At 65.8% G+C, this 6,109-nt stretch carries 6 protein-coding genes and 1 pseudogene; 1 reads left to right on the forward strand and 6 read right to left on the reverse strand.

Going from position 1 to position 6,109, the window contains the following annotated elements:
- Together FJY88_11060 and FJY88_11065 are read right to left on the reverse strand one after the other, a co-directional pair.
- A partial coding sequence (locus tag FJY88_11060) for a signal peptide peptidase SppA (protein MBM3287873.1) occupies nucleotides 1-335 on the reverse strand: 335 nt, incomplete at its 3' end.
- A gap of 536 nt (nucleotides 336-871) precedes the next feature.
- Nucleotides 872-1,081 (reverse strand): cold shock domain-containing protein, encoded by a 210-nt coding sequence (locus FJY88_11065; protein MBM3287874.1) that lies wholly within the window; start codon nucleotides 1,079-1,081, stop codon nucleotides 872-874.
- An 805-nt stretch (nucleotides 1,082-1,886) separates the two neighbouring features.
- Between FJY88_11065 and FJY88_11070 the strand changes: the two are divergent.
- Nucleotides 1,887-1,997: pseudogene (locus FJY88_11070) on the forward strand (tRNA pseudouridine(38-40) synthase TruA).
- 423 nt (nucleotides 1,998-2,420) lie between these two features.
- On the opposite strand, the gene FJY88_11075 reads toward FJY88_11070, so the two are convergent.
- The 4 genes from FJY88_11075 to FJY88_11090 form a co-directional block, all read right to left on the reverse strand.
- On the reverse strand, nucleotides 2,421-4,256 hold the full coding sequence (locus FJY88_11075; GenBank protein ID MBM3287875.1) for a methylaspartate mutase: 1,836 nt from the start codon (nucleotides 4,254-4,256) through the stop codon (nucleotides 2,421-2,423).
- Nucleotides 4,241-4,624: a hypothetical protein gene (locus FJY88_11080; GenBank protein MBM3287876.1), complete on the reverse strand. Its 384-nt coding sequence runs from the start codon at nucleotides 4,622-4,624 to the stop codon at nucleotides 4,241-4,243. The genes FJY88_11075 and FJY88_11080 overlap by 16 nt, the downstream gene beginning before the upstream one ends.
- A complete protein-coding gene (locus tag FJY88_11085; protein MBM3287877.1) occupies nucleotides 4,597-5,058 on the reverse strand; it encodes a hypothetical protein in 462 nt (153 codons plus the stop codon). Before FJY88_11085 ends, FJY88_11080 begins: the two co-directional genes overlap by 28 nt.
- Nucleotides 5,055-6,109: aminotransferase class V-fold PLP-dependent enzyme (locus FJY88_11090; protein MBM3287878.1), on the reverse strand; the 1,055-nt coding region annotated here is incomplete at its 5' end. The genes FJY88_11085 and FJY88_11090, both read right to left, overlap by 4 nt.

Below are 6,109 nucleotides of genomic sequence, written 5' to 3' on the forward strand. Positions count from 1 at the left end.
GCGACCCCGCCGAAGGAGGCAACGACGGGCAGGGCCGTCTCTGTCCTGAAGCGCAGGAGCGCAGCGTGGATCTCCTGAGAGGCCGCGACCTCCCCACCGGGGGAGTCGACGCGAACGACGAGGGCTCTCACGCGGCGCTCCCGCCTCAGGTACTCCAGATCGCGCAGCGCCTGCGCCGGATCGTCGATCGGCCCGGAGATCTCGAGAACGCCCACCGCCCGCGCGCCGAGCTCGATTCCGCCGCCCCCGTCAGGGAGGAGCAGCCCGAGCGCCAGCAGGCCGGCGAACGCCAGAAGAGTGAGGAGGACCGCCCATGCGAGAGGCGCGCTCTTCACGGACACCGCTCCTTTCGTAGGTCGCGAAAGTATGTGTGCACGCACCCTACCATCGGCATTCAGGGGGGGTCAACGAAGCCGGAAGCAGGACGTGCCGCGAAAACCCTTGGCTGAGGGCGAGGCGTCTCTCCGCGGGCGGCCGCGCTGCCGCTCGGAAGCCGCAGCGGACGATAAGGCAAGCCCCCGCTCGAGGGTGTCGTTCCCGTTGCCTAGATCTCTCCACGCGCCGTCGGATCTGAACCGGAACGACCTGATCCCATCTCGCAGGGGCCTGGTCTAGGACTCATGGTCCTGCACGCATGGAAAGCACATGCCATACCAGTTGAAGCGATTATCGCAATCGACTATCCGGCAACTCGTTGCAAGCTCAGCGCGAGAATCGGCTCCTTCCGCCATGGCTGAATTAGGGGCAATAGCCACGCGCTCCGGGGAATTGTCCCCGGCGCCGGAGACGAATCCGAGAAGGGGAGAGCAGAGAGACGCCCCGCGTCCAAGTCCGGAGCGCCCGGCGGCGCACGTTTGATCGACCGCCCGCGCTAGCCCTCGGCCTTGCGAACGGCGACGGCCTTCATTCCCTTGGGACCTTCCTGAATGTCGAAATCGACCAGCATCCCTTCCTGCAGGGTGCGGAAGCCGCTTCCGTCAATCTCGCTGAAGTGCACGAAGATGTCCGGGGATCCGTCCTCCTGTTGAATGAAACCATACCCCTTCGCATCGCTGAACCACTTGACACGACCTCTCGGCATACCGCCCCCCTTCAAGCACAGAACGGGGAGCGCGCGTCGAGGCCGCACGCTCCCCGGATCTCAAGAACAAACAGACACGACATACGACAAGAACTCCAAACCCTCGCGCACGAAGTCTATCACCCGATGTCTCGCCGGTCAACCTCACCCTCCCCCCCAGTCCTTGCGCCTGGCGGGCCATCCGCGTAAGGCCGCACCCCCGGCTACGACTCGATCATCTCCACGTTCGCCCTCGGAAGGACCGCTTCCTCTCCCGACTCGAAGCGCACCTTGAGGACGCGCACCTTCGCTTCCGTCTCGAGATCGCGCAGTTCGGAGGGCAGATCGGCCACGACCCCCAGCCTCCCGAAGTAGGGCACGCGGATCACGCGGACCGGGCTGCCCACCGTGAGCCCCTCGCTGGCATGTTTCCCCTCGCCCGCCAGCTTCTGGGCTGTGATGGGGATGACGATCTCGGGCCGCATGACGCCGGCCCGTATCTGAGTCGCCCCGTTGACCGAGACCTTGCGCCCCTGATGCCTGCCCAGCAGATCGAAAGTCCTGCGGGCCATCGCCATCCGGCCGAACCCCTCGGTCACGATGACAGTGCATCCGATCGACTCCTGTCCCGTGATCGCGACCCCAAGGTCGTAGCCGAGGAGGGAACGAAGATCCTGATCGTCCAATCCCCCGACCACGACGGCCCTGGCCTTGACCTCGATCGCTCGGCGCAGCGCGGGAATCCTCACGAGCGAGCCCCCGACGACGACCTTGCCCGCGAGTCCGGGATGGAGATGCGTCTCCCTGAGCTCCTCCTCGGGCGAGTTCGTCACGACCTCGAGAAGCCCGACCGTCTCGCCCCCCACGCCGAAGATCCCCTGCAGGAACGCCCCCTCGGCCTGGACGACGACCCCCTCTCCCGCCATCACCTCCGCGACGATCCCGTCGATGTACGCGTCGACCTCCACTGGGATCGGCGGCTCCCGGATGATCACCTGACCCGTCACATCCGAGATGCTCTCCACGGTCCCCTTCACGGGGGAGCGGCAGTGCGACTTGAAGAGACCGAAGAAAGACTTGCTCGTCGCGATGACCTCGTCCTTCTCAATAGCCTCCCCTTCCTTCTTGAGCATGAACTCGCGCAGGTCCTGCTGATGGATCCCGAGCAGGCTCGCCGCCTTGATAGGTTGGACGTTGCCGGGCAGCTCGGTTCGGGCCACGACGGTCTCGGCCTCGACCGCGGCTCCCTCGCTCACGACGACCGTCCCCTTCAGGGGAAGGCGCCGGACCTTCTTGATATGCGTCCTTTCCGTCACGCGGAGCCCGGGTGTGTATGCGTGCGCCACCTTCCCTCCTCCTCCTAGCGCCCTACGGAAGGCGCGCCCACATTCATGAACGAACTCGGATAGACATCCAGGGCCGTGCACCATTCAACGAGCTTTCGGACTCTCTCACCCGGTTCCTTGGGGAGGACGAACGGCTGGCGTCCTCTGCAATCGATCAGGATCCCGGCCGCCCCCCCCTTGAGGGCGATCTTGAGCGTGCGCCCCTTCCCGGCCCCTAGATCGAAACCGCTGGCCGGTTCGAGGACGGCCTCGGCAGTCTGTCCGACATCGAGCAGGATCCGCTTCATCGATCCATAGGGCAGATCGAACTCCTCCTTCTTCCCGTCCGGAAGGGCGATTGAGCCCTTCAGGCAGCGCACGCCCTCCTTGCCGGCCCCGATCGGAGCGATGCTCGTCCCGAGCCGCACAAGGCAGTCGTGGACGAAGACATCGGTCGCCGCTTTGTCGTTCACGTCCGCGAGGACCCCGAGCTGAGGCATCATGAAGATCGAGTCGACCGCCAGCTCCGTGATCCCCTCGGGCAGGAAGGCGTCGAGCATCATCAGGGCCGACTGCACCCGCCTCGGCGCGTGCGAGAGGACGCCTCCCGAGCCGACCAGGAGGTTCAAGCCGCGAAGGCTGATCAGCGACTCGCCCGTGGCCGTCTGCTCGAAGGTGTCCGAGATCGTCCTCTCCTTCTGGACCCCCTTGAGCCCCACCGCAAGGCTCTTGTGCTGCTCGAAGGCGAGCCTCAGAGCCTCACGGGCGATTCCCTGCTCGATCAAGAGCTCTTCGAGCGCTTGCGGGATGGTCGTGGGCCGGATCATCTTGTTCTTGATCCGGTTCCGCAGATCCCCCTCGTCGATCTCGAAAGGGATCCACCGGACGATGTTCGCGAGCCCGGCCTCGGCGAGGACGTTCGAAACCGAATAGCTCATCCCGAGATTCGCGCTCACCGTGCGGATGAAGAGGTCATTGAAGTAGCTGAACACGTCGGTGGTCGCGCCTCCGATGTCGACCCCGATCACCGAGATCTTCTCTCGCCGGGCGACCGCCTGGATCATGTCCCCCACGGCGGCGGGTGTCGGCTTGATCGGATGCGGCGCCGTCCAGTCCATGAGCTTCCCATATCCCGGGGCATGCTTCATGACATGCTCCATGAACTGGTTGTGTATCTCGTGACGGGCCGGCATCAGGTTCTCCCGCTCCATGACGGGACGGATGTTGTCGGTGATGACCAGGGCGGTCGTCTTGCCGAGCCTCTTCACGATTTCGGGACGCGCCTCGGCGTTGCCCGCGTAGATGATCGGCAGCTCGTAGCCGGCTCCCAGCCGCGCCTTCGGGTCCGCCGCCGCGATGATCTCGGCCAGCTCGACGACATGCGTGATCGTCCCCCCATCGATTCCGCCCGAGAGGAGGATCATGTCGGGGCGCAGCTCGCGGATTCGCTTGATCTTCTGATGCGGCAGCCGCCCGTCGTTGCTCGCGATGATGTCCATCACGATCGCCCCCGCCCCCAAGGCCGCCCGCTCGGCGCTCTCGCCGGTCATCGACTTGACGACCCCGGTCACCATCATCTGAAGTCCGCCGCCGGCGCTGGAGGTGGACAGGTAGATGTCGACACCGCGCTCGGCCGTGGCGGGCTGGATGATCCGCTCGCCATCGAGAATCTTGCGGCCCGCGAGCTCCTCGACCTCCATGATCGCGTTCAGGACCCCGCGCGTCACGTCCTCGAAGGGAGCCTCCACCGTAGTGGGAGCCTCTCCGCGCACGACGAGCCGATAGAGATCGCCGCGTCGCTCGATCAAGATCGCCTTCGTCGTGGTCGAGCCGCAGTCGGTCGCCAGGATGTAGTTCAGCTCCTTCTCCAAAACCACCGTCCCCCTCTCTGCCCCTTTGCGGCGCGCCGGGCCGCCTTGGCTTCTTTCTCCGCCAGCGCCCGTTCCCCCTCCAGTTGCTCGATCCTCACGATCAGGCGCTCCACGTTCTTGCGATCCTCCATGAGCGACACGAAGCGATCGTAGCTCTTCAGGTTGAGAAACGCCTTCACAAACGGCTCCAGGAAGACCAGCGCCTGGCTCCCCAGGAACGAGAGCGGCTTCGAGGACTCGAGAAAGAAGACCGCGGGAACGGCGAGCCCCATCTTGACGATCCGCGTCGCGATCATCGTCAGGAGATTCTCATCCTCGGCGGCGTCCCCCGCCTTCGGCGCTACGCCGCCGACGCTCCCTGTTTCCACTTTCGATCCTGGACCCACTCCGCTCCCTCCCCGAGACGCTCCCGAACGAAGGCGATGACCGCCTCCCTGTTCTCCGGCGAGAAGCGAAGACGGACGGCCCGATAGGCCTCGAGCCAGCTCGACCGCGCGAAGGGGCTCAGCGTCAGCCCGTCGCGGTCGAGGAGGCATCGGCGAAAAACCGACCACTCGCGCTCGCTGCGCGAGAAGCGGCGGAAGACCGTGATCTTCTCCGCCTCGAGGAGGAAGCGGGTCGGGAAGTAGAACGACTCGAGCGAGAGAAAAAGAACGGCGAAGGAGAAGACGCCCCAGAAGACGGTGCGTCCCCAGAAGGCCGCGACGGCGCTCGCCGCGAGGATCGCAAGGAGCACCAGCCATCCGAGACGGCGCCTCGCCCGGAAAGGATGGACCGTCCAGTCAAGGGCGGCCTCGCTCACGCCCCCTCCGACGCGGAGTCGGGAATCCATCGGACGGCGAGCTTCCGCGCCGCGCCCCCCTCGTCCAGCCTTCGAACCGGCGTGTCGTGAGGAGCGTCGATCACGACCTGGGGCGTCTCCCTCGCCTCCCTCGCGATCTGGCGGAAGACCTCCGCAAGCGAGTCAAGGCTCGCCCTGCTCTCGCTCTCGGTCGGTTCGATCATCAGGCAATCGGGCACGATCAGCGGGAAGCTCACCGTCGGGGCGTGCACCCCGAGATCGAGCATCCGCTTGGCCACATCGATGTTCTTGACCCCGTGCTTCTTCATCCACGAGCAGGAGACGACGAACTCATGCATGCAGGGACCGGGGAATGCGACGGGGTAGTCGTCGTCGATCAGCTTCATGAGGTAGTTGGCGTTGACGATCGCCGCCCGGCTCACCCTCGCGAGCCCCTCGCTCCCCAGGGACCGCATGTAGGCCATCGCCCTGAGGATGATCCCCACCTGGCCGACGTGCGGATGGAGGCGCCCGATCGACTGCGGCCGGTCGTAGTCGAGGTCGTAGCGCCCCGCCCTCTCGACGATCGTCGGGACGGGGAGAAACGGCACGAGCCTCTGCTTGACCCCGACCGGCCCGGCGCCCGGGCCTCCGCCCCCGTGCGGCGTGGAGAAGGTCTTGTGCAGATTGATGTGAACGAGATCGGCTCCCATGTCGCCGGGACGGGCGAGACCGAGCATCGCGTTCAGGTTCGCGCCGTCCATGTAGAGGAGGCCGTCGACTGCATGGACGATCCGCGCCGCTTCCTCGATCTCCGTCTCGAAGTGGCCGAGCGTGTTTGGATTGGTGACCATGAGGGCGGCGGTCTCATCCGTCACCATCTCCCGCAGGGCATCGATGTCGAGCCGGCCGTCGGCGCGGGACTTGAGCTCGAGGGTCTCGTACCCGACCATCCGCGCGGTGGCGGGGTTCGTTCCGTGCGCCGAGTCGGGGATGATCACCGTCCGCTTCTTGTTGCCTCTAGCGTCGTGGTAGGCCCGCGCGAGACGGATCCCGAGCATCTCCCCCTGGG

Source organism: Candidatus Eisenbacteria bacterium, assembly GCA_016867495.1.
Classification (GTDB): domain Bacteria; phylum Eisenbacteria; class RBG-16-71-46; order CAIMUX01; family VGJL01; genus VGJL01.